Annotated in this window: 22 protein-coding genes; 3 read left to right on the top strand and 19 right to left on the bottom strand. The window is 56.4% G+C overall.

The features are described 5' to 3' along the window. Nucleotides 1-12: 12 nt before the first annotated feature. The 12 genes from WG31_RS03775 to folK all read right to left on the bottom strand — a co-directional run bounded on the left by WG31_RS03775 (nucleotide 13) and on the right by folK (nucleotide 10,689). Nucleotides 13-1,170 (bottom strand): 1-deoxy-D-xylulose-5-phosphate reductoisomerase, encoded by a 1,158-nt coding sequence (locus WG31_RS03775; RefSeq protein ID WP_063354865.1) that lies wholly within the window; start codon nucleotides 1,168-1,170, stop codon nucleotides 13-15. A 75-nt stretch (nucleotides 1,171-1,245) separates the two neighbouring features. Continuing rightward, nucleotides 1,246-2,082 (bottom strand): phosphatidate cytidylyltransferase, encoded by an 837-nt coding sequence (locus WG31_RS03770; protein ID WP_063353688.1) that lies wholly within the window; start codon nucleotides 2,080-2,082, stop codon nucleotides 1,246-1,248. Continuing rightward, the gene (gene uppS, locus WG31_RS03765) at nucleotides 2,079-2,819 is read right to left on the bottom strand and encodes a polyprenyl diphosphate synthase (RefSeq protein ID WP_006116355.1); all 741 of its coding nucleotides are present in this window, start codon (nucleotides 2,817-2,819) and stop codon (nucleotides 2,079-2,081) included. The genes WG31_RS03770 and uppS overlap by 4 nt, the downstream gene beginning before the upstream one ends. Nucleotides 2,820-2,881: 62 nt before the next feature. After that, a complete protein-coding gene (gene frr, locus WG31_RS03760) occupies nucleotides 2,882-3,403 on the bottom strand; it encodes a ribosome recycling factor (RefSeq protein ID WP_044583078.1) in 522 nt (173 codons plus the stop codon). A gap of 147 nt (nucleotides 3,404-3,550) precedes the next feature. After that, nucleotides 3,551-4,288 carry a UMP kinase gene (pyrH, locus tag WG31_RS03755; protein ID WP_035354124.1) on the bottom strand — a complete coding sequence of 246 codons (738 nt, stop codon included), beginning with the start codon at nucleotides 4,286-4,288 and terminating at the stop codon, nucleotides 3,551-3,553. A 113-nt stretch (nucleotides 4,289-4,401) separates the two neighbouring features. Then, the gene (gene era / locus WG31_RS03750; protein WP_063353687.1) at nucleotides 4,402-5,304 is read right to left on the bottom strand and encodes a GTPase Era; all 903 of its coding nucleotides are present in this window, start codon (nucleotides 5,302-5,304) and stop codon (nucleotides 4,402-4,404) included. Nucleotides 5,305-5,310: 6 nt separating this feature from the next. Then, nucleotides 5,311-6,027, bottom strand: a complete 717-nt coding sequence (gene rnc / locus WG31_RS03745) for a ribonuclease III (protein ID WP_035354288.1) — start codon at nucleotides 6,025-6,027, stop codon at nucleotides 5,311-5,313. Between the two features lie 14 nt (nucleotides 6,028-6,041). Further along, on the bottom strand, nucleotides 6,042-6,848 hold the full coding sequence (lepB, locus tag WG31_RS03740) for a signal peptidase I (protein ID WP_006116359.1): 807 nt from the start codon (nucleotides 6,846-6,848) through the stop codon (nucleotides 6,042-6,044). Nucleotides 6,849-6,935: 87 nt separating this feature from the next. Continuing rightward, the gene (acpS, locus tag WG31_RS03735) at nucleotides 6,936-7,343 is read right to left on the bottom strand and encodes a holo-ACP synthase (RefSeq protein WP_006116360.1); all 408 of its coding nucleotides are present in this window, start codon (nucleotides 7,341-7,343) and stop codon (nucleotides 6,936-6,938) included. Further along, nucleotides 7,340-9,709: a RelA/SpoT family protein gene (locus tag WG31_RS03730; protein WP_150178349.1), complete on the bottom strand. Its 2,370-nt coding sequence runs from the start codon at nucleotides 9,707-9,709 to the stop codon at nucleotides 7,340-7,342. Before WG31_RS03730 ends, acpS begins: the two co-directional genes overlap by 4 nt. Nucleotides 9,710-9,714: 5 nt before the next feature. Continuing rightward, nucleotides 9,715-10,086, bottom strand: coding sequence for a DNA-directed RNA polymerase subunit omega (rpoZ, locus tag WG31_RS03725; RefSeq protein WP_003622533.1), 372 nt, complete (start codon nucleotides 10,084-10,086; stop codon nucleotides 9,715-9,717). Between the two features lie 90 nt (nucleotides 10,087-10,176). Further along, the gene (gene folK, locus WG31_RS03720) at nucleotides 10,177-10,689 is read right to left on the bottom strand and encodes a 2-amino-4-hydroxy-6-hydroxymethyldihydropteridine diphosphokinase (RefSeq protein ID WP_063353686.1); all 513 of its coding nucleotides are present in this window, start codon (nucleotides 10,687-10,689) and stop codon (nucleotides 10,177-10,179) included. A 157-nt stretch (nucleotides 10,690-10,846) separates the two neighbouring features. Here folK and WG31_RS03715 point away from each other — a divergent pair, with 157 nt between their 5' ends. From WG31_RS03715 to WG31_RS03705, 3 genes are all read left to right on the top strand, one after another. After that, on the top strand, nucleotides 10,847-11,470 hold the full coding sequence (locus WG31_RS03715) for a LabA-like NYN domain-containing protein (protein ID WP_006116363.1): 624 nt from the start codon (nucleotides 10,847-10,849) through the stop codon (nucleotides 11,468-11,470). Between the two features lie 160 nt (nucleotides 11,471-11,630). After that, nucleotides 11,631-12,317 (top strand): carbonic anhydrase, encoded by a 687-nt coding sequence (locus WG31_RS03710; RefSeq protein WP_006116364.1) that lies wholly within the window; start codon nucleotides 11,631-11,633, stop codon nucleotides 12,315-12,317. Beyond that, nucleotides 12,250-13,215, top strand: a complete 966-nt coding sequence (locus WG31_RS03705; RefSeq protein WP_082823123.1) for an endonuclease/exonuclease/phosphatase family protein — start codon at nucleotides 12,250-12,252, stop codon at nucleotides 13,213-13,215. The genes WG31_RS03710 and WG31_RS03705 overlap by 68 nt, the downstream gene beginning before the upstream one ends. A gap of 73 nt (nucleotides 13,216-13,288) precedes the next feature. On the opposite strand, the gene WG31_RS03700 is transcribed toward WG31_RS03705, so the two are convergent. From WG31_RS03700 to WG31_RS03670, 7 genes are all read right to left on the bottom strand, one after another. Next, a complete protein-coding gene (locus tag WG31_RS03700) occupies nucleotides 13,289-14,611 on the bottom strand; it encodes a DEAD/DEAH box helicase (RefSeq protein WP_035354133.1) in 1,323 nt (440 codons plus the stop codon). Nucleotides 14,612-15,067: 456 nt separating this feature from the next. Next, complete coding sequence (metW, locus tag WG31_RS03695) at nucleotides 15,068-15,673, bottom strand: methionine biosynthesis protein MetW (protein WP_035354136.1); 606 nt, start codon at nucleotides 15,671-15,673, stop codon at nucleotides 15,068-15,070. Next, complete coding sequence (gene metX / locus WG31_RS03690) at nucleotides 15,673-16,848, bottom strand: homoserine O-acetyltransferase MetX (RefSeq protein WP_035354139.1); 1,176 nt, start codon at nucleotides 16,846-16,848, stop codon at nucleotides 15,673-15,675. Before metX ends, metW begins: the two co-directional genes overlap by 1 nt. 126 nt (nucleotides 16,849-16,974) lie before the next feature. Beyond that, nucleotides 16,975-18,780, bottom strand: coding sequence for a translation elongation factor 4 (gene lepA, locus WG31_RS03685; RefSeq protein WP_012812615.1), 1,806 nt, complete (start codon nucleotides 18,778-18,780; stop codon nucleotides 16,975-16,977). A gap of 125 nt (nucleotides 18,781-18,905) precedes the next feature. Further along, nucleotides 18,906-19,550, bottom strand: a complete 645-nt coding sequence (locus WG31_RS03680) for a S24/S26 family peptidase (protein ID WP_006117151.1) — start codon at nucleotides 19,548-19,550, stop codon at nucleotides 18,906-18,908. Then, entirely contained in the window at nucleotides 19,547-19,801 is a 255-nt protein-coding gene (locus tag WG31_RS03675; RefSeq protein WP_082823122.1) for a hypothetical protein, read from the bottom strand. Before WG31_RS03675 ends, WG31_RS03680 begins: the two co-directional genes overlap by 4 nt. Before the next feature lie 112 nt (nucleotides 19,802-19,913). After that, on the bottom strand, nucleotides 19,914-22,328 hold the full coding sequence (locus WG31_RS03670; protein WP_063353685.1) for a membrane-bound PQQ-dependent dehydrogenase, glucose/quinate/shikimate family: 2,415 nt from the start codon (nucleotides 22,326-22,328) through the stop codon (nucleotides 19,914-19,916). Nucleotides 22,329-22,350: the final 22 nt, after the last annotated feature.

The raw sequence follows: 22,350 nt of genomic DNA, 5'->3' as shown, positions 1-22,350 counted from the left end.
GGCTGCGTTTTCTCAAGCCGCGTGAACGGGAATCAGGCGCTGCGCGGCACGGCGTGCCTCAGCATCCCAATGCAGCACGGCGTCCAGCGTATCTGCTGGCGGTGCGCCAAGCGCCACCATAACTTCTTCCACAATGCGGGAAATATCCAAAAAGCCGATCTGTTCGTGCAGAAAGGCATCAACCGCAATTTCGTTAGCCGCGGAAAGGATGGCAGGTGCGGCCCCACCCTTACGCAGTGCCTCACGCGCAAGGCGGAGTGCTGGAAAGCGCACTTCATCCGGCGCATAAAATTCCAGCTTACCAAAAGCCGCCAGATCCAACTGGGGAGACGTCGTGGCCATACGCTGCGGCCAAGCCAGCGTGTGTGCGATGGGGATACGCATATCAGCAGAACCCATCTGGGCAATCAGGCTGCCATCTGTGTACTGCACCATGCCGTGCACCACAGATTGCGGATGCACCAACACATCAATTTTGTCTTCCGGCAGATTGAAGATACGGGCGGCTTCAATAACTTCCAGCCCCTTGTTGAACATGCTGGCAGAATCGATGCTGATTTTGGCCCCCATGCTCCATGTTGGGTGCTTAAGCGCCTGCGCACGGGTGGCTACACGCATTTCTTCCAACGTGGAGGTGCGGAACGGGCCACCAGAAGCCGTGAGAATAATTTTTTCAACCTGATCGATCTGCCGATCAGCCATGGCCTGAAAAACAGCATTGTGCTCAGAATCCACAGGCAGCAGTGTCGCGCCTGCTTCCTTTACGGCACGCAGCATCACATCACCGGCGCACACCAAAGCTTCCTTGTTGGCCAGTGCAATGCTTTTGCCGTTTTTAACGGCAGCCAGCGTGGGTTCCAGCCCCGCAGCGCCTGTAATGGCGGCCATTGTCCAATCTGCCGGAAGGGCTGCGGCATCAATCACCGCCTGACGGCCACAGGCAACTTTTATGCCGCTGCCTGCCAGCAGGGTCTTCAGTTCTTCAAACGCGCTTTCATCAGCCAGAACAGCCAGTTCCGCCTGTAGGCTACGGGCCTGCTCTGCCAGTTTGGCAGCATTTTTGCCCCCCACAAGCGCCCGCACCCGAAACTGGTCTCGCGCCTGCTCCAGCAGATCTACGGTTGAACAGCCAATGCTGCCAGTGCTGCCCAGAACGGTTACGGTTCTCATGCTTAACGTCTTTCCAAACCTGAAAATACAAACGGCGGCAGGCCGCCCAACAGGCAGCCACACCACCCATTGGCCCTACCCCGGCAGATGGCCTGCCAGAGCCCTTAAAATGGTGCGTGCGCCTGCTGCCCAAAATGGCATGGAAGCCCCCGCACATACAGAAACCAGTGCCGCCACAGGTGCAGCCACCACCAACCCATCAAACCGATCCAGCAGGCCACCATGCCCCGGCAGCAGCTTACCCGAATCCTTTACGCCCAAGGCGCGCTTCATTGCGCTTTCGGCCAGATCTCCTGCTTGAGCGGAAATACCCAAGATACCCCCCCATACCAGTGCGGAACCCATGCCACCTAAGCCGGAAAGTGTGGCAACAATACCGCCGGTTGCCACAGCGCCCACCAAGCCGCCAACAGCACCGGAGCGCGTTTTACCCGGAGAGATACGCGGTGCCAGCTTGGGGCCGCCAAAAATGCGCCCCGCCACATAGGCCGAACTATCGCTGGCCACCACAACGGCAATCACAAACAGAACGGGCCAGAAGCTGGCCTGCCGTAACCATAGCAGCGCCGTGCCTGCCAGAATAATCACGCACATAATGGCGCAAAGCGGAGCACCAAACACCAGAGAGCTGAGGCAAAAAACAATAAAATAAGCCCAATGCCCGGTAGCCGCAGAAAGCCCGGCACAAATAGCCCACAGCATATACAGCACGCCGCGCCAGCTTTTAATGGAAAGCCCAAACAAGGCTGCGGCCTCTACCGCCATGCCGCCCATCATGCCCAGAATAAGGGCATCATACGCCAAGCCACCCAAACCAATGCACGTACCGGCCACAGCCACCAGCACAGCGGCAGACATAAGCCGCGGGCGCAGATCACGCCATGCTGAGGTATCCTGCGCGTTTGTGCTCATGCCGGGCCTTGAGGGCGTGCGCCAAAACGCCGTTCTCGCTGGGCGTATTGGTCTAGCACCATAGCAAAATGTCGTTCGTTAAAATCGGGCCAGAACACGTTCAGAAACACCAGCTCAGCATACGCGCTCTGCCACAGCAGAAAGTTGGAAAGCCGACATTCGCCACTGGTGCGCACCACCACATCGGGGTCTGGCACGCCGCTGGTCCATAAAAAGTTGCTGAATACGCTTTCTGTAATCTGCTCTGGCGCAATGCGGCCATCCTTGACCTCCTGCGCCAAACGCTGCGCCGCCTGCACAATATCCAGCCGCCCACCATAAGAAAGCGCCAGAATAAGCGTAAGCTTGCTATTGCCGCGAGTTAAGGATTCGGCCTGTGCCAGCTCCTCTCGCAAGCTGTCATCAAAGCGGGCCAGATCACCAATAAAGCGCAGGCGCACGCCTTCCTTATGCAGTTCACGCACCTTGTGGCGCAGGTAATACCGCAAAAGACCGGTGAGGTCTGAAACCTCCTCCTGCCCCCGTGCCCAGTTTTCTGATGAAAATGCGTACAGCGTTAAATACGCCACACCACGCTGCATGGCTGCGCGCACGCAACGGGCCACGGCTTCTGCCCCTGCCCTGTGCCCGGCAAGGCGCGGCAGACCGCGTTCGCGCGCCCAGCGCCCGTTTCCATCCATGATGACAGCAACATGGGTTGGAATTGCCGGTTTTTTATCAGCTAGCCGCGTGGACATAACAGGCAGGGTTCCACCCCATTAACGTGCACAAACACATCCGAAGAAGCCCCAATACTGCCTCAGACCTGTTTGATTTCCTTGTCTTTATCGGCCAGCATATCATCAATTTTTTTCACGTACTGGTCTGTCAGTTTCTGAATGGCGTCAGACCAGGTTTTAACATCGTCCTGGCTGATTTCACCTTTCTTTTCGAAACCCTTGGCTTTGTCCATGCCATCACGGCGCACGCCACGCACAGCCACCTTGCCGCCTTCTGCATAACGGGCGGCAGCTTTTGCCAGCTCGTTACGGCGTTCTTCTGTAAGCTGCGGAATGGGCACGCGGATGGTCTGCCCTTCCCCCGCCGGGTTCAGGCCCAGGCCGGAATCACGGATAGCGCGTTCTACAGCGCCAGCCAGTGCGCGATCCCACACCTGCACGGTAATCATACGTGCTTCTGGCACGGCAATGGAGCCAACCTGTGTGAGCGGCACTTCACCACCATAAGCTTCCACCCGCACAGGTTCCAGCAAAGCCGGGCTGGCGCGGCCAGAGCGCAGGCCAGAAAAATCACGGCGCAGGCTATCCAGCGCGCCATCCATACGGCGCTTCAGGTCATCCAGCAGAGCATTCAAGTCAGACACGGTGTTTTCTCCCGTTGCATCCTACAGCAGGGCATGGCCTTACATGCCCCGTTCAGTTTGTCGGTCATTCTGGCGACACAGGGTGCCAAAATGATGCGGCGCTTTTCAGGCGGCTTCGATAATCCGTGTGAAAGGCCCTTCATTGCGCATCACACGCGGGAAGGCCCCTTCCTCGCCAATATTGAAAACAATGATAGGCAGACGGTTTTCACGCGCAAGGCTAATGGCGGCGGCATCCATCACGTTTAGCTGGTTGGCCAGCACGTCCATGTATGTCAGCTCTTCATAACGCTTGGCGGTGGGGTCTTTTTTGGGGTCTGCGGAATAAACGCCATCTACCTGCGTGCCTTTCAGCAGCATGTCGCATTCCATTTCCGCGGCGCGCAGGGCAGCGGCTGTATCCGTGGTAAAGAACGGGTTGCCTGTGCCCGCAGCAAAAATAACCACACGCCCTTTTTCCATGTGCCGCACGGCGCGGCGGCGGATATATGGCTCCGCAATGGAAGACATATGGATGGCGGACATTACCCGCGTTGCAATCTGCTCGCGCTCTAGCGCGTTTTGCAGCAGCAGCGCGTTAATAACAGTGGCCAGCATACCGGCGTAATCACCCTGCGCACGGTCCATGCCCTTGGCGGCGGCGGCCAGCCCGCGGAAGATGTTGCCACCCCCCACAACAAGGCACACTTCTGTGCCAGAACGCACGACTTGACCAATATCATGGGCAATGCGTTCTACCGTCTGCTGATCCACTCCGAAGGCGCCATTGCCCATCAGGGCTTCCCCCGATACCTTGAGCAACACGCGTTTACGGCTTGGCTTTTCGCCTACAGAAGCAGTCATTGGCCCTCGATCTTGCAGAAAGTCCCACACAGATCCCACACCGTATGCAGATACGGCGAGATCGCCCCCTCTTATCCTTCATGGCGCACGGCCACAAGCGCCCATGCGGTAGTTTATGGCACGTCGTCCAGACCAATGGCGCGTAGGCGGGCGCGCTCTTCATCCCATCCGCCGCGTTCCTTTACGTTCAGAAACAGGTGGCAGGGGCGTTCGAGCAGGCTGGAAAGCTGCTTGCGCGCGCGTTCTCCAATCTGGCGGATTTTCTGCCCGCCATTGCCAATCAGAATAGCCTTATGCCCCGCGCGGGACACATAGATGGTAGCATCTATACGCACAGATCCATCTGGCCGCTCCTTATAACTTTCGGTTTCCACCGTGGCGCTGTAGGGTACTTCTTCATGCGTTTGCATAAAAATCTGCTCACGCACCAGTTCGGCAGCCAAAAGCCTGTCTGGCAGATCTGTCAGATCATCTTCTGGGTACAGGTACGGGCCTTCGGGCAGGCTTGCTGCCAGCGTGTCCAGCAGGTCTTCCACACCATTGCCGGTGCGTGCGCTCACCATGAACACGTGCTCAACCGGCAGTTTTTCCGTAATGGACGCCGTAAGCGGCAACAGGGCCGTGGCAGGCACAAGATCGGTCTTGTTCAGCACCAGCCAAACCTTGCGCTTGGTTTCTGCCAGACGCTCAATAATGGTCTGCACGGCTTCTGTCAGCCCGCTGCGGGCATCTACCAGCAGCAGTGTGATGTCTGCATCTTCTGCACCCGTCCACGCTGCGGCCACCATAGCGCGGTCCAGCTTACGGCGCGGGCGGAAAATTCCCGGTGTGTCTACCAGCAGAATCTGGCTGTGCCCGCGCATAAGAATGCCCAGAACCCGAAAACGCGTGGTTTGCGCCTTGGGTGACACGATGGATAACTTGGCACCCGCCATGCGGTTAAGAAGTGTTGATTTGCCTGCGTTTGGCGCCCCCACAAGGGCAGCAAAACCGCAGCGCGTGGTATCATCAGCCATGCTGGGCTACCCCTCCAGTTTTTCTAGTAAATCAGCGGCGGCAGCACTTTCCGCAGCACGTTTGCTGCCTGCCCGGCCTTCACCAAACAGGCCGCCTGCCGTAACGCGCACCACAAACAGCGGTGCGTGAGAAGGGCCATCCGCCCCTATTGTTTCATACACAGGCAGGCTTTGCCCGCGGCCAAGCACCCATTCCTGCAACGCTGTTTTGGGGTCTTTGGGCGGGTGGGCCTGTGCATCCAGCGCAGATCGCCACCAATCCCGCACCATCTGGCGTGCAGGCTCCAGCCCGCCATCCAGAAAAACCGCGCCCAGCACGGCTTCCAGCGCATCGGCCACCACATTGGCGGCAGTTTGCACACCTGCGCGGGCTTCATGCGCGGCCACGGTAAGAGACTGCGGCAGATCCAGCCTATCCGCAATTTCCGCCAAGGAAACGCGGGAGACCAGATGCGCCAGCCGAGACCCCAAAGCACCTTCTTGCTCATTTGGAAAGCGCTCTAGCAGCCATTCCGCCATCAGCAAGCCCAGAACACGGTCCCCTATAAATTCCAGCCGCTCATTAGAGCCAGCACCCTTGGCCTTCTGGCGCTTACGCCCGCCTGCTTTCTGGTGCGCGGCAGAACGATGCGTCAGTGCCTCCTGCAACAGATCAGGATTAACAAAGCGATAACCCAGACGCACTTCCAGCTCTTCTAACCGAAAGCGTGCGGCATCGGAAATATTGCTTGGTTTTCTCACGATACGCCCCGCAGAATGCGCGCCCAGCGAATTTCAACTGGCCAGTACCAGACCTGCCAGAACGGGTGAGAAGACTGAACCGAGAAGAAAATACGCTGCGCCCGGCCGACCAGATTTTCCATGGGCACAAAGCCCAGATCCTTGGGGCCATCACCCATAAAGCGGCTATCTGCGCTATCATCCCTGTTATCACCCATAGCAAAAAAGTAACCGGGCGGCACAACATATTCGGGCGTGTTGTTCTGCGGGCCTTCATCCGTCAGCTTAAGGATATCGTGCTTGACCACCGTGCCATTGGCGCTGCCGGGCAGTTGCTCTGTGCAGGCTTCGCCTTCCATATCCACCTGCGTTTCATCCCGCGTGGTGTAGGTATGGGGGTTCAGGCACGGCACTTCCTGCCCGTTTAGAATAAGATGGCCATTTGTAACGCGGATATGATCCCCCGGCAGGCCGACAATGCGCTTGATGTAATCAACCGATGTATCCTTGGTGTAGCGGAACACAGCCACATCACCCCGGTGCGGTTCTGCCCCCCACACACGCCCCTCAAACAGGTTGGGAGAGAACGGGAAGGAATATTTGGAATATCCATAGCTAAACTTGGACACCCAGATGTAATCCCCCACCTGTAAGGTTGGGATCATGGAGCCTGATGGGATCACAAAAGATTCAAACAGGAAGGTGCGCACCACAGTTACCACCAGCACCACCGTTATAATGGTGCGCAGGGAGTCCAGCACGGTATTTCCGCCCTTTGCGGGCTGACCTGCCCCGGTGGTGGGAGGATGTTCCGGTGTGCTCATGCGTTATCTCGCCCGTTCCTGCTGTTCAGTAAAAAAGAAAAATCCGGCGGATCAAGCCGCGCAGGGCGCTGGATGTCAAGCAGGCGTTCATGCCTTGCGGGCTGATATCAGCACCTGCGCCAACGCGTATGGGGGCTCATCCGTCATGCTCAGCACAATATGGGGCACTGTGCCGGGGGGCATAAGCTGCGCCAGTTTTTGCGCAGCCACGCCGGTGAGCACCAATGTTGGCTGGCCAGATGGCAGGTTTTGCACGCCTATCTGGCTATGCGCCACCCCTTGCGCAAAGCCGGTGCCCAATGCCTTTGCGCAGGCCTCTTTCGCAGCCCAGCGTTTGGCATAAGACCCTATACGGGCCTGGCCGGATATGCTTTCCGCCTTTGCGCGCTCCTGCTGCGTGAACACACGCTGCGCAAACCGATCTCCAAACCGTTCTAGAGCCTGAGCAATCCGGCGCATATCGCACAGATCCACCCCGGCGGAAATCAGTGTCATGATTTTACCCTATCTGCCTGCGTAATGCCCGGGGCAGCACGCAGGCTGGCAATAACCGAGGAGAGATGGCGCAGATCCCGCACTTCCACGTCCACAAGAATTTCCGTGAAATCAAGCTGACGATGCACAATTTTAAGGTTCACCATCGCGGCATCAGATTTGGAAATGGAGTTGGTGATATTGGCCAGCACAGCGGCCTCGTTTTCCGCCACAATGCTGATACGGCCAACCCGCATCTGCCCAGCCCCGCCAGAACGGGCCATGGCATCGTAATCCCAATCCACATCCAAAAAGCGTTCTGGGGTTGCGGAAAAACTTTCCAGCGTCTGGCAGGTGCGGGTGTGAATGGTCACACCGCGGCCCGTGGCCACCACGCCCACAATTCTATCCCCCGGCAAAGGGTGGCAGCAGGCGGCGTAATGCACAGCCACACCAGCACCCAGCCCCACCAGCGGCACCGCAGCGTTGGAGGAGCGACGGCCAGAACCACCTGCCCCGCGCGCCCGTGGCCCCGCCGTACCCAACACACCGGGCAGGCCAGAAAGCATACGCGGCACACGCTGCACGCGCTTGAGTTCGGGGTACGCTGTATGCACCACATCCCGCGCGGGCAGATTACCTGCGCCCACAGCCACATACAGATCTGTAAGCGAGCTTTGTTTGAGCGGCTTGAGCGTGGTTTCCAGAATCTTTTCAGACCCATCCACACCTTCCTGACGGAAGGCTTTAGCCAACGCGGCACGCCCGCCATCCAGCGAGACCTGACGCTGCTGCTGCGCCACATAACGGCGGATGCGCGCACGCGCCTTGCCGGTAACAACAAACCTTTCCCACGAAGGAGAAGGCGCGCCGCCACGGGCCGTCATGATTTCGACCTGATCACCGTTTTCCAGCTCATGCCGCAGGGGCATCAGGCGGCCGTTGATCTTGGCGCCCACGCAGGTATCACCCACATGGCTGTGCACGGCGTAGGCAAAATCTACCGGAGTGGCCCCACGTGGCAGAGAAATAAGCTGACCTTTAGGTGTGAAGCAGAAAACCTGATCCTGATACAGCTCCAGCTTGGTGTTTTCCAAAAACTCATCCGGGGCGGATGAAGCTTCCAGAATTTCCAGCAGATCTTGCACCCAGCGCGGGCGACGCAAGCCGCCATAGCCGCCTTCTTCCGTGCCTGTGCCTTCCTTATAGGCCCAGTGCGCGGCCACGCCGTTTTCTGCCACATCGTGCATATCCTGCGTGCGGATCTGCACTTCAATTTTCTGGTTGCGAGGGGAACGGAGCGTTACCCCCGTATGCAGGCTTTGGTATCCGTTGGCCTTGGGGGTAGAGATATAATCCTTAAACCGCCCGGCTATCATGGGGTAGGCCGCATGCACGGCACCCAGCGCCATGTAGCAATCCTCCCGCGTGTCTACGATCACACGGAAAGCCATGATGTCTGAAAGCTGCTCAAACGCCACATTGCGGCGCTGCATCTTTTCCCAAATGGAATACGGAGATTTCTCGCGCCCCGAAACCTGAACGTTCTTCAGCCCGGCTTCATGGCACAGGCGCAGCAGTTCGCGCCGCACTTCTTCAATAACATCCGCACCCTGCCCGCGCAGGTAGTTCAGGCGCGTACGGATGGTGGCATCAGCTTCTGGTTCAAGCTGCGCAAAGGACAGGTTTTGCAACTCTGTCTTAACGCGGTCCATACCAATGCGCTCGGCCAGCGGCGCATAGATATCCAGCGTTTCACGCGCAATACGCTGCCGCCTATCCTGCCGCTCCACAAAATGCAGGGTGCGCATGTTGTGCAGCCGGTCTGCCAGCTTGACCAGCAGAACACGGATATCCTTGGACATAGCCAGCACAAGCTTGCGGAAATTTTCTGCCTGCTTGGTGCGGTCTGATTGCAGTTCCAGCCGTGTCAGCTTAGTTACGCCATCTACCAGATCCGCCACTGTGGGGCCGAACTGCGCCTTAAGCGTATCGTAGGTAACGCCGGTATCTTCTATGGTATCATGCAGCAGAGCGGTGCAGATAGACTGCACATCCAGCCGAAAGCGGGCCAGAATCATGGCCACGGCAAGCGGGTGAATTATGTACGGGTCACCATTATCGCGCTTCTGGTTTTCGTGCGCTTTGCTGGCTACCGCAAAAGCACGGCGGATACTTTCTACATCCGCCTTGGGTGCGTAAGTCAGCACCCGGTTAACCAGACGCTCGCAGTTCAGCTCACCCCGCCCGCCATTTTCTGGCGCGGAAACCGGTGTGGCAGTTTTTTCTGCAGAAGCGTCTGTTTTAACAGGCTGCAACACGCCCTCCCCCGAGTCCTTAACGGAAACCGGAACCGGAGGAGAATGATCGCCGCCCGTATGCGCCACCCGAATTACCGACGTGCGCGACCGGTAAGTGCAGCCTCAATAGCCCGCACATCATCAGCGGCTTCTTCTTCTGCAGAAACTTCCTGCAAGCCAAAGATGTTCTGCTCGGTCGGAACCAGATCCTGCACTTCTTCTTCCACGGGTTCGGGCTCGGGTTCACGGGCCTGAGAACGGATCAGATCATTGCGCAGAGCGGGCAGAGAGACGGTTTCGTCTGCAATTTCACGCAGAGCGACAACGGGGTTTTTATCGTTATCCCGATCAACTGTCAGCTCTTCCCCGCGAGAGATATTGCGGGCGCGCTGTGCGGCATAGACCACCAGTTCAAAACGGTTCGGGACCTTTTCCACACAGTCTTCAACGGTGACGCGGGCCATTGCGGAGAGCCTCCAGACAAGTTTCAGCTTATAGATGCTTACAGGAACAGAAAGAGTATATTACCGCATCCGCCCCGCCTACGGAAGAGTTTATTCTTTTACGGGCTGTATTTCCTGCCCCGCAACACCTTGCAGCAGGGCATCCAGCCCCTTGCCGGTTACGGGGTCTTTCCACTCTGGCGCCACATCATGCAAGGGGTACAGCACAAAAGCGCGTTGGGTCGCTCGGGGGTGGGGCAACGTAAGGCGCGGTGTGTTAATTTGCAGAGCGTCTATGGAAATAATATCCAGATCAAGCGTGCGCGCAGCATTTGGCACGGAACGCACGCGCCCCAACCGCGTTTCCACCCCCTGAAGCGCATCAAGCAGAGCCAGAGGCTCCAGCGTGGTGCGGCAACGCACAACCCCATTAACGTAAGGAGGTTGCCCAGATGGAGGCACAGGCGCACTTTCATACCAGCGGGAAACAGCTTCAACTTCTAGTTGGGGCAGATTTTTCAAGGCCTGCACGGCTTGCTCACACGTCTGGCGGGCGCTTAAGCGCAAATGCGGAAGATTCGCACCTATCGCTATCAGCACTGATCTGGTATTCATTTCCGGCATCGTTATAAACCCGTTCCGCAGCGGCTAATTCTGCCACATTTTATGGATATAGTTACCAAATGATCTTACCATTCTTTCTATCAAAACCGAAAAGACCCCAGACCATTTAATAGTAACGCCCAAAACAGCACACCAAAGTATTTAGAGGAAACCAACTATGAACCTTCAGAAAACCGAAAAGACCTGCCTTTTCATTGATGGCTCCAGCCTGTATTCTACATCCCGTAGTCTTGGTTTTGATGTGGACTATAAAAAGCTGTTGGATTTCTTTGCCGCCAAAACGCATATTATCCGCGCTTATTATTATGCCGCCATTTTGGACACAGAAGATTACTCCCCCCTTAAGCCACTTACAGACTGGCTCTCCTATAACGGGTATTTTCTTGTTACCAAGCCCGCGCGGGAATTTACCGATTCTACCGGCAAGCGCCGCGTAAAAGGCAATATGGACATAGAAATTGCCGTGGATATGCTGGAAATGGCCCCACATATCGACCACGCCATTCTGTTTAGCGGTGATTCCGATTTCCGCCGTGTGGTGGAGGCCGTGCAGCGGCAGGGCACACGGGTTTCTGTTGTATCCTCCATGCGCTCCACCCCACCGTTGATTGGGGATGATTTGCGCCGGCAGGCAGACCAGTTTCTGGAGCTTTCCGCTCTGGCAGGCAACTTTACCCGCAGGCAGACAGAAAACCCCCGCCCCGTGCGCACCAATGCCCCACCCGTGCGCCACCCGGCAGACCAAATGAGCGAACCGGATGAAGATGATCCGCTAAGCTAAGCGCGCAACACGCAAAATGCCACCTTCCAACAGAGGGTGGCATTTTTTTTCATCTGCGTGCAAAACTCTTAAGGTTGTCTTGCCGTTATTTAACCGTCACCATTGTTGAAGCCCTTTGTTTCAAGGGTGAACCGACATAATAATTTGCCGGAGTTTTTATATGCCCTCATGTTCTGAAGCCAGAAGCAGCCTTCTTTCCCTGCTGCGTGGGGTTGAGCACTTCAACACCGAAATTTTTCCTGCCAAAAAAGAACTGTTTACCAATCTGGCAAAAGGACAAGCCCCGGAAGCTTTGTTTATTGCATGCGCAGATAGCCGCATTAACCCCAACCTTATCACCCAGACAGGGCCGGGTGATCTGTTTATTTTGCGCAATATTGGCAACCTTGTACCTGCATATGGTGAAATGCTGGGTGGTGTGTCCTCCGCAGTGGAATACGCTGTTCTGGGCCTTGGGGTTTCTACCATTATTGTGTGCGGCCATTCTGATTGCGGCGCCATGAAGGCCCTGCTGGAACCAGAAAAAAACGGGCTGGATAAAATGCCCACCGTGCGCAAATGGCTGCGCAATGCAGAAGCCGCCCGTGCGGCCACCCTGCACACCTTTACGGGCGAAGATGTTGGCCCCGCCACCGTGCGTTCTGTTGCAGAACAAAACGTGCTGTTGCAGTTGGCCCATTTGCGCACGCACCCTGCAGTAGCTGCTGGGCTGGCAAAGGGCACACTGTTCCTGCAAGGGTGGTTTTATGATATCGGCTCCGGTGAAATTACGGTGCTGGATGAACAAACACGCAAAAGCCTGCCGATTAAAGCCGTTATTACACAGATGGAAGAAAAAGCCGCCTAAAAGCTCTGCTCTTTTCTTTTGTGGTTTTGTAATTGCTGCGTGTTGCCTGTGTTTTACTTCGGCAACCGCAGCAGATACACTTAAACTCAGCACATGGAATCTGGACTGGCTGCTTGATCCGGCTCACCCCGGCTATGCACAGGCCCCGCCAGATATCCCCCACCGCACCCCTGCTGATATTTCCAGCCTTGCCAGCTATGCCACCCATTTGCATGCCGATGTTGTGGCCTTGCAGGAAATAGAAAGCCCCGCCAGTGCCGGGCAGCTTTTTCCATTGGCGCGTTATCATCTCTCCATTAGTCAAGACCATGTATTGCAACACACGGCGCTGGCTGTACGTGCGGATATTCCGTTTGAGCAAAACCCGGATGTTACAGCGCTGGATACTTATGCAACAGCTCCGGTCACCCACCATCATTTACGCAGTGGGCTAGATATTACGCTGCACCAGAACGGGCAAACCCTGCGTATTCTGATTGTGCATCTTAAAGCCGGATGCCCGGATAATCTGCCCCATGCCACACGCCCCACCTGCGCAACCCTTTGGCAGCAATTTGCCGTGCTGGATGATTGGGTAGCCACACGCACCCAACATCATGAAGCCTTTGCCATTATGGGGGATTTCAACCGCCACCTTACGGTGCATGATCCGCTATTTCTCACGCTTTTACGCATTGCACCGCTAGATCTGGTAACGGCAGGCACAGCAAGCCCCTGCCAAAACGGCAGCTACTTTATAGATCATATTATTCTGGGCGGAGCCGCACGGGCATGGAAAATACCAAACTCCCTACGTGTAACTCCTTTGGCAGAAGAAGCCGGTCAAACACTCTCTGACCACTGCCCCGTTTCCATCACGCTGCAACTGCCATCCGCCAAAGAGCAGCCGCAGCCATAGCGCCCCGAAACAAAAAAAGCTGCCGCACCCAAAGGTGCGGCAGCCTTATTTTACAAGCTATCAGCCTGAAATATTACATGCGGCCAGCAGGCGCACCGGAACGGCCACCATTACGAGCACCACCACCGGAACGGCGTGGGCCACCACGGCCACCACCCGGAGCCCCCCCACGAGGCGCACCGCCGCCGCGCGGGCCGCCACGGCCTCGGCCACCGCCACCCAGAACAGGCGGACGCATGGTGGAAGCTTCTGCTTCATCAGAGTGCCAAGGATGATCCCGAACCACCGGCACGGTTTTGCCAATGGTGCGTTCAATATCGCGCAGCCAAGCCCGCTGTTCTGCATCACAGAAGGAAACAGCCCAGCCATCACGCCCGGCACGTGCTGTACGACCAATGCGGTGCACGTAGCTTTCCGGCACGTTTGGCAGATCGTAATTAAACACGTGGCTGACATCGTCCACATCAATACCGCGGGCGGCAATATCCGTTGCCACCAGCACTTTAACAGAACCGGAACGGAAGCCCTTCATGGCCCGCTCACGCGCACCCTGAGACTTGTTGCCGTGAATAGCTTCTGCCACCACGTTGTTCTTGTTCAAAAATTCCGCAACCTTGTTGGCTTCATGCTTCATGAGCGTGAACACCACAGCGCGAGAAACCTTGGGAGATTCCACCATGTTCAGCAGCGCATCGCGCTTATCACCCGCGCCATTTACAAACATGACGGCCTGCTGAATACGATCCACCGTGCTGGAAGGCGGCGCCACTTCAACGCGTGCCGGATCATTCAGCAAAGATGCCGCCAGATCTTCAATGCTGCGCGGCATGGTGGCGGAGAACAGAAGCGTCTGGCGCTGTTCTGGCACAAAGGTCATGATACGGCGGATATCGCGCACAAACCCCATATCCAGCATGCGGTCTGCTTCATCCAGCACCAGAATTTCCAGACCAGACAGATCAATAAAGCCTTGGCCCATCAGATCAAGCAAACGGCCCGGCGCAGCCACCAGCACATCTACGCCACGACGCATGGCTTCAACCTGTCGGCCCTGCCCCACGCCACCAAACACCACGGCCTGCGTAAACTTCATATGGCGTGCGTAAGCTTTAAAGCTATCGCTAATCTGGGCCACAAGCTCACGCGTAGGCGCCAGCACCAGAACGCGCGGCTGTTTGGGCGTGTTTGCACGTGGGTTTTTAATCAGATGTTCCAAAATAGGCAGCGCAAAAGATGCGGTTTTGCCTGTGCCTGTCTGAGCCAGGCCCAGCAGATCACGCCCCTGCAACAGATAGGGGATGGAACGTTCCTGAATAGGAGTGGGTGTATCATAACCCTGCTCTGCCAATGCCTTCAGCAGTGGTGGAGCAAGAGCAAGATCGGAAAATTTAGTCATCAGGGCCAACCTTATTTGTGCAGCCTGAAAACGAGATCGAGAGACCGCACCCTTTTCAGTTATGCACTGTATGTTTTGTGGCGCACACGGAACATTTTTGCACCGGCTTGTAGCTGAGCGCCCACAAAATTTTGAACACATCAAGATCCATAAAGGAAATTTTTGAACTGCGTTCGTTCCTTATAAACCTTGTAAAGCTGTATATAAGGGGACTTCCCAAACCTCGCAAGGCTTCCGTACCATATTAGTCCTAAAATGATGTTCGTGTAATGTTGAGGAATTTTTAGAAATCGGGTGAAAAATCGTTATAACATTGCCGCATTTGAAAGTTTATTGCTGATATCTTAAAGGTATTTTTGAAATATTCCTATTTAGGAAATTTCGGAAGATCTTCACAAAAAAGGCATAAATCTAACATTATTTTTAGGCAACTTATTGGCAGCAAGCCTTCAAACCCTAGTCATTTCGGCGCCGGAGCAGGAAAAGAGCTTGCTCGCCAAACAGGTTTGCCATTCGGATAGAGCGCCGCCACGGGGCACGCTCCCCTTCCTCATCCACAGCCATCCATTGCTCTACAATGTAGCCATCCTGCTTACACAGTTCCAGAAAATCCCGAATGGTACAGGGGTGGATGTTTGGGGTTTCATACCACGGTGTGTGCCACACAGATGTCATGGGCATGCGGCCGCTCAGCAGCAGTTTAAGCCGCAACTGCCAATGCCCAAAATTGGGAAATGAGACAATAGCGTGCCGCCCAATACGCAACATTTGCCGCAGCACTTCCCGCGGGCGCGCAACAGCCTGCAAGGTACGTTGCAGCACCACATAATCAAACGCGTGGTGCGGATAATGCGCCAGATCGTGGTCGGCATCCCCATGCACCACGGGCAGCCCATGTGCGACAGACTTGGTAACAAGCTCCATGTTCAGCTCAATACCGCGCGCATCACACCCACGGTAGCGGAACAGATGGTCAATAAGCGTACCATCTCCGCTGCCAATATCCAGCACACGGGTGCCGGGGGCTATCATTTCGGCAATAAGCCGCTGGTCAAGGCGCATCAGGCAAGCCCCGCATGTTCGGCCACACCACACAGAAAACCACGTACCGTGCGGTCAAAATCCGGTTCTTCCAGCAAAAAGGCATCGTGCCCCTTGTCTGTTTCTATTTCTACAAACGAGACATTGGCCGCCGCCCGATTGAGCGCACGCACCAACGTACGGGCAGCCGATGTGGGAAACAACCAATCGGACGAGAACGACACCACACAAAACCGCACCGGCGTACCCGCAAAAGCGTGTGTAAGTTCGCCATCATGGTCTGCGGCAATATCAAACCAATCCATCGCACGGGTAATGCTGAGGTAGGAGTTGGCATCAAACCGCCGTACAAAGGTAGAACCCTGATAACGCAGATAGGATTCCACCTCAAAAATATCGCTGAACATGGAAACAGGGCCTTCTGGCCCCTGCCCACCAACAGGCCCGCGCCGCATACGGCGGCCAAATTTGCGCGTTAAGGCTTCTTCCGAAAGATAGGTGATATGGCCCATCATGCGGGCCACAGCCAAACCACGGGCAGGCACAACATCATCCGCCCAATAGCGGCCACCGCGCCAGTCTGGATCTGCTATAATAGCCTGCCGCCCCACCTCGTTAAACGCAATGTTCTGGGCGGAATGGAAGGGCGCTGTGGCAATGGGCATGGCTGCCAGCATCATCTGTGGGTAGGTCACTGTCCATTCCAGCACCTGCATGCCACCCATGGAACCGCCAATAACGGCAAACAGTTTTTCTATGCCCAAAGCCCGCACAAGTTTGTGCTGCGCACGCACCATATCGCGGATGGTAATGGGCGGAAACGCCGTACCCCAAAGCTCCGTGCCATTGCCTTGGGCATCTGTGCGGGTAGAGCGCGGGCCGGTGCTGCCCATGCAGCCCCCCAACACGTTAGAGCAGATAACAAAAAACCTGTTGGTATCAATAGGCTTTCCCGGCCCAACCATCCGGCTCCACCAACCGGGTTTGCCCGTAAGCGGGTGTTCTTCCGCTACGTACTGGTCCCCCGTAAAGGCATGGCAGATCAGGATGGCGTTATCCCGCTTTTCTGAAAGCGTGCCATAGGTGCGGTAGGCAATATCAACAGGGGCAAGGGTAACGCCGCAATCCAGCCCCAGCCCTTCGGCAAACCGGACATGCTGCTGTTCACCAATGGCCAAGGGTGTTGTGCTGTTCATAAAAACGCCGAATGCTCCAAACAATCCCCTCCGGCATACGGACGTTTACAGGACAAGGCAAGTCCGGTTTCCAACGGCCCTGCCCTGTTACGCCCGATGTGCTGGAAAGTTCCGCCCGGTCCTGTTTCAGTGTTCCATTTTAAGCGCAGCCAAGAAGGCGCTTTGCGGAATTTCCACCTTACCAAACTGCCGCATGCGCTTTTTACCTTCCTTCTGCTTTTCCAGAAGTTTGCGCTTACGGGAGATATCACCACCATAACACTTGGCCGTTACATCCTTGGAAAGTGCGCCAATGGTTTCACGCGCAATCACCTTACTGCCAATAGCGGCCTGAATGGCGATTTTAAACAACTGGCGGGGAATCAAATCCTTCAAGCGTGCGCAAATCGAACGCCCGCGAGATTCCGCCGCCGTGCGGTGCGCAATAAAGGACAGTGCATCCACTGGCTCCTGATTAACCAGAATGGAAATACGCACGAGGTCACTCTCCTCATACCCATCCATCTGGTAATCAAAGCTGGCGTAGCCACGGGTAAGAGATTTCAGGCGGTCATAGAAATCAAACACCACTTCGTTCAGTGGCAGGCGATATACCGCCATCGCACGGCTGCCCACATAGGTCAGATCTACCTGCACGCCGCGCCGTTCTGTGCACAGCGTAAGCACCGCGCCTAGATATTCATCTGGCACCATGATGGTGGCTTTAATCCACGGTTCCTCAATGGTTTCAATCAGGGAGGAATCGGGCATATCCGCCGGGTTGTGCAGTTCTTCCCGCTCACCATTGGTGCGGGTGATTTTGTACACCACGGAAGGCGCTGTTGCGATGAGATCCAGATCGAATTCGCGCGACAGACGTTCCTGAATAATTTCCAGATGCAGCAGGCCAAGGAAGCCACAACGGAACCCAAAACCAAGGGCTGCGGATGTTTCAGCCTCATAGTGGAAGGAGGCATCGTTCAGACGCAGCTTGGCAAGGCTATCGCGCAGTTTTTCAAAGTCATCGGCCACAACGGGGTAGAGGCCACACCACACCACGGGAATGGAGGGTTTGAACCCCGGCAAGGGCTTTTCTGCCGGGCGGCGATCATCTGTAATGGTATCACCCACATTACAGTCTGCCACGGTTTTAATAGCCGCGTTGATAAAGCCCATTTCACCCGGACCAAGGCTTTCAACACTGGTCATGCGCGGGGCAAACACGCCCACCTGATCCACCTGATGCACAGCGCCGGAGGACATCATGCGCACTTTCATGCCGCGCTTGAGCCGCCCTTCCTTAATACGCACCAGCACGATCACACCCAGATACGGGTCGTACCAGCTATCAATCAGCATGGCCTGCAAGGGCTTTTCCGCATCACCTGTTGGAGGTGGCAGGCGGGTTACAACGGCTTCCAGCACGCCTTCAATATTCAGGCCGGTTTTGGCGGAAATTTCCACCGCATCATCAGCCGGAATACCAATAACTTCTTCAATCTGGGCCTTTACGCGCTCAGGCTCTGCTGCGGGCAGATCCACCTTGTTGAGCACGGGCACAATTTCGTGGTTGGCATCAATGGCCTGATACACGTTGGCCAGTGTTTGCGCTTCCACCCCCTGAGAGGCATCCACCACCAGCAAAGAACCTTCGCACGCCGCCAAAGACCGGCTGACTTCGTAAGCAAAGTCCACGTGTCCGGGGGTATCCATCAGGTTCAGCACATAGGTGTTGCCATCCTTGGCCGGATAGGTCAGCCGGACGGTTTGCGCCTTAATGGTAATGCCACGCTCACGCTCCAGATCCATGTTGTCCAGAACCTGATTGGTCATTTCACGCGCGGTTAGGGCACCGCACGCCTGAATCAGGCGGTCAGCCAGAGTGGATTTCCCATGATCGATATGTGCGATGATGGAAAAATTGCGGATGAGCGAAAGGGGTGTATCGGTCATGCTGCTCCTTTAAGCGAAACGGAAAGAAAAGTCAGCCGCTTCCGCACGGGCTTGGGCCATTATCAGATAAATTTTTTCCCTATTGCGCACACTGCCGCATTTGGCACCAGCCCGCAGCCTGTTTTTTAGCCAGATATCAGCACAATACGGTGCAGCCATACGCCAGCAGCGGCCGCGGGCACAGGTTGCAAGGCGCTGCGCCCAAAGGGCTGAATAGCCCGCACAGGTTTTTCTTGCAAAATGCCCACCACCGGGGCTTGCCCTGCGCGTATCAGCACCACGCGGTCTGCCCCACGTGGGTGCAAGGCAGGTTGCACCACCAAGGAACAACCCAGCCGCAATATGGGTTCCATGCCTTCCGTATCTACCCGCAACATATAGGCCGAAGATGACGGCAGGCTGAAAAATGTTTCCTCCTGCTCCCACAATCCTCCGGCGGGCAGGCCTGCACGATCCAGCACGCCGCCCTGATCCAACCATGAAAGCGGCAAGCTGCGCATAAAGCATGGTGCCGGAGTTTTTGCCCCATCTGGTTGTTCATACCCCCAGAGATGGGCCTCAAACTGAGCGAGGGAAACACGCAACACATCCAGCGCACGCAGCAGGCTTGGCAGCGCAGGCCAGCGCCACACGCCATGCCCCGTATGGCGGCGCGAGGGGTTAAAGGTCGTGGCATCCAGCCCCGCTGCCCGCGCCAAGCCAGAGGGCGTAAGCCCTCGCTCCTGCGCCAGCGTATCCAGTGCGTGCCATATGCGCTCTGCCGGTATCATGGTTTTTTGGTGTGGAGCTTTTCCTGCTTCAGCACATCGCTGGCGTGGCGGGCTGTGCCTTCATCGGTAATAAAAAAACGCCCCTGTGCATTCTGCTGCGCAAGGCCCTTACCAGCCAGACGTGTCAGGCAGGGATCATCCTTCATGCCAGTTGGGCGGCCTGCATCCCCCGCAAGGCAAAGCCTGTGCAGCGCGGCGCGGCAACATGTTTCAAGGTAGGGTTCGTTCCACATGGATGCAGGATCACGCATCCCGCACGCGGCGGCAAGAGGATGTTTTCATGCAAAGCCGCTCCCCCACAAACACAAAGCGGGCACACGCATGATACGTGTGCCCGCCAAAGCCTGCCCAAACAAAGCAGAGTTAGTGTTTTACCTGCGCATCTGGCAGCGCATAGGCCACCACGTAATCCCCCAGCTTGGTGCCAAAGGAACCATGGCCGCCATCTACCGAGAGCACATATTGATGGCCGTTTTCTTCATACGTCATGGGGGTGGATTGCCCCCCTGCTGGCAAACGATCCTGCCAGAGCTGCTGGCCTGTCGTCACATCATAGGCGCGGATATACATATCCAGCGTGGATGTCAGAAACGCCACACCACCTGCGGTAATGATTGGCCCACCCAATGAGGGCACTCCAACACGAAAGGCCAGTGGCACGGGGGAGCTATCACGCGTGGTGCCATTGCGGTGCTTCCATAACACCGTGTTGGTGCGCAAATCCAACCCTGCCACATAGCCCCAACCCGGCTGTTTGCACGGAATACCAATGGGGGACAGGAATGGGTGCAAGTCCACCCCAAATGGTGTGCCATATTGTGGCTGCAAACCAGCCTCTCCACCAGAAGGGCCTGCATTCTGCGGCGGCTCTGCCGGGTTATTTGGCCCACGCGGCACAAGCCTAGAAACAAACGGCACGGCAATGGGGTTGGTAAACGCTACCTCCCGCACCGGATCTACCGCTAAGCCGCCCCATTCAAACATGCCCAGATTACCGGGAAACACCAGCGTACCCTGCGTGGAAGGCGGCGTGAATGGCCCCTCATACCGCAGGCGTTTGAACATGATACGGCAAGCCAGTTGATCAAACATGGTTGCGCCCCACATATCCGCATCCGTGAGGTTGTTTTTGGGGCGGAATGTAAGTGCGGAGAACGGCTGGGTAGGAGAAAGGTGATCCCCCGGAGCAGCCCCCTGCGGCACAGGCATTTCTGGCGCGGGCACCAGCAAATGGCCATTGCGCCGATCCAGCACAAAAATATTGCCTGTTTTGGCGGGTGCATACAATGCGGGCACAACGGCGCCATCGGCCTGTTTTATGTCTACAAGGCTGGGTTGAGATGGCACATCCATGTCCCACAGATCATGATGCACTGTCTGGTAAAACCATACTTTGCGCCCGGTATCTGCATCCAACGCCAGAATGCCAGAGGCATAGCGCTCCTGATCCGGCGTGCGGTGGCCACCCCAGATATCCGGCGTGGCAACACCCGTGGGAATGTAAATCTGGTTCAGCCGCGCATCATAGGCCGACGTAATCCATGAATTGGGAGAATTGGCCACGTAATGATGCGTGGCGGAGGGCAGTTCATTGGGGTTCGGGTTGCCCGGATCAAACGCCCATATCAGCTTGCCGCTATACAGATCATACCCGCGCGTAACGCCTGAAGGTTCGTGCGTGGAGTAGTTATCTGTAACCGCGCCAGAAATAATAGCTACCTTGGAGGTAATAACCGGCGGGGATGTGGGCTCGTAAAACCCCGGCGTGCGCATGGGCATGCCATCTGTAAGATCCAGCGCGCCATCACGCCCAAAACCACGGCACAGGGCGCCGGTATCGGCATTTAGGGCAAACAGGCGACCATCATTGGTGGGCAGGAAAATACGGTGTGCGCAATCATCCGCCACGGCAACATCGTGGGCCTGTTCTTCCGCCACCGGCGTTTCTGCGTAAGACACGCCACGGCATGTCATGTGCTGATAAGAGGCGTTGTAGGTAATTTTGGGGTCAAAATGCCAGCGCTCATGCCCGGTGGCGGCATCTACAGCAAACAGGATCTGGTGTGGTGAGCACAGATACAGCGTATCGCGCACCTTTATGGGCGTGGCTTCATCTGTAATTTCTCCCGGATCATCCGGGCGCTTCAGATCATGCGTGCGGAACACCCATGCCACTTTCAGATCCCGCACATTACTGGCTGTAATCTGAGAAAGTGGGGAGTATCTGTCCCCCGCCTGCGTGCGGCCATAAGCGGGCCAATCTGCTGCGGGCACAACCGTATTATCTCCCGGCAATGGAGAGGATGAGGCCTGCACACCAGCCCGAGGCAGAACACCCGCAACATCCTGCGGGTCTTGCGTAAGGGCATAGCCATACACACCGGCCCCGGCCACAACACCGGCCAGCAAGGGCGCGCTGTTCCAGCCAGAAGACGGCAACAATCGAGAAGAAACAAATGGCAACACAAGCCACAACCCCAGTGGCAACAGCACATCACCACGCGGGGCCAAGGCCCAGAAATCAAACCCGGCTTCCCCAACAGACCATACAAGGGTGGCCGCAACCAGCACCGCGTAAAGCCACAGAGCCTCGCGCCGCCGCCGCCATAGCAGCACCGCCGTAGCCAGCAGCACAACGCCGCACACCACGTAAAAGCAGGAGCCGCCCAGCAGGGCCAGCCAGATACCCCCACCTGCAAGAAAAACGCCTAATATTGCAAAAACTGCTGCGGTAATCCGCAATACAATATCGGGCCGGTGACTATTTGTTTGTATCATGTTGCCTATTTTCTGCCCTGCA

It is taken from the genome of Acetobacter oryzifermentans (assembly GCF_001628715.1).
In the GTDB taxonomy this organism is placed as follows: domain Bacteria; phylum Pseudomonadota; class Alphaproteobacteria; order Acetobacterales; family Acetobacteraceae; genus Acetobacter; species Acetobacter oryzifermentans.
Note: the sequence above shows the minus strand (reverse complement) of the source record. Positions and strands in the feature narration are given on the sequence as shown.